Source organism: Intrasporangium oryzae NRRL B-24470 (assembly GCF_000576595.1).
Taxonomy (GTDB): domain Bacteria; phylum Actinomycetota; class Actinomycetes; order Actinomycetales; family Dermatophilaceae; genus Intrasporangium_C; species Intrasporangium_C oryzae.
Window position 1 is genome coordinate 1 of the sequence record NZ_AWSA01000112.1, and the last position, 1,088, is coordinate 1,088.

1 protein-coding gene is annotated in these 1,088 nt (G+C 67.9%); it reads right to left on the reverse strand.

Annotated elements, in window-relative coordinates; genetic code table 11:
* Positions 1-9 precede the first annotated feature (9 nt).
* The gene (locus tag N865_RS21265; protein ID WP_084328447.1) at positions 10-987 is read right to left on the reverse strand and encodes an IS481 family transposase; all 978 of its coding nucleotides are present in this window, start codon (positions 985-987) and stop codon (positions 10-12) included.
* Between the last annotated feature and the right edge of the window lie 101 nt (positions 988-1,088).

Here is a 1,088-nt window from a genome sequence, read left to right on the forward strand (position 1 = left end):
TGTACTCGGTCATGACGTTGGTGACAGGCGGCTGGTCGGCGGTAGGCCTTTGAGGGCGGTGTGGCGTCGTCGAGTGTTGTACTCGTTCAGCCAGGGAGCAAGGGCTGCAGTCCGCTCGGCGTTGCTGGTGAAGACCTGCTGGTAGGCCCATTCGGTGGCCAGCGTGCGGTTGAACCGCTCGACCTTGCCGTTCTGCCACGGGCAGTGAGGCTTGATGAACTTGTGTGTCGCGCCGAGCGCGGTCATCGCGTTCTTGACGTCGGTGCTTCTGCGGTAGCTGAAGTGGTTGTCGGTGATGACCCGCTCGATGGTGGTGATGCCGTGGCCGGCGAAGTGCTCCGCGGCGCGCAGGATGAACGCGGCGCAGGTGGCGCCCTTCTCGTCGGGCAGGATCTCGCTGTACGCCAGGCGGGAGTGGTCATCGACCATCGAGTGGACGTAGTCGTAGCCGATCCGGGCTTTCTTCTTCGCGGCGGTCGAGCCCATCGAGCGGCCGTGGGCTTTCCAGCCGCCGCCGTCAGGGATGCGTCCGATCTTCTTGACGTCGACGTGGACCAACTCGCCGGGACGGTCGCGTTCGTAGCGGACCGCGGTGGACTTGCTGGAGCGGATCACCTCGCCGGTCAGCGGGTCGCAATGACGCAGGTACGGGGCCTGGTGGCGGCGCAGGACCCGGCTCACGGTGCGTGGTGGCAGGCCGAGCTCGGGTCCGAGCCAGTCCTGCCCGCGCCGGTGCCTGACCCGGGCCGCGATGACCGCAGCCTCCGCCGCTGCGGGAGTACGGCGTGGGCTGGCGTGGGGCCGTGAGGACCGGTCGACCAGCCCGGCTTCGCCCTCGGCGTCGAACCTGGCGATCCACCGGTGGGCGCACTGCCGGGAGATCCCCATCGCCTTCGCGGCGTGGGCCACCGCCCACCCTTGGCGGCGGACCCGGTCGACCAGGAGTCGGCGACCATGGGCATTCAAACGGGCGTTAGCGTGGGACACGAGAACCTCCGGACGGTGTGTGACTTCGACATCCACACCTCACCCGGAGGTTCTCCTCGTCGTCAACGCCCTGACTGTCACCAACGTCCAGGCCGAGTACA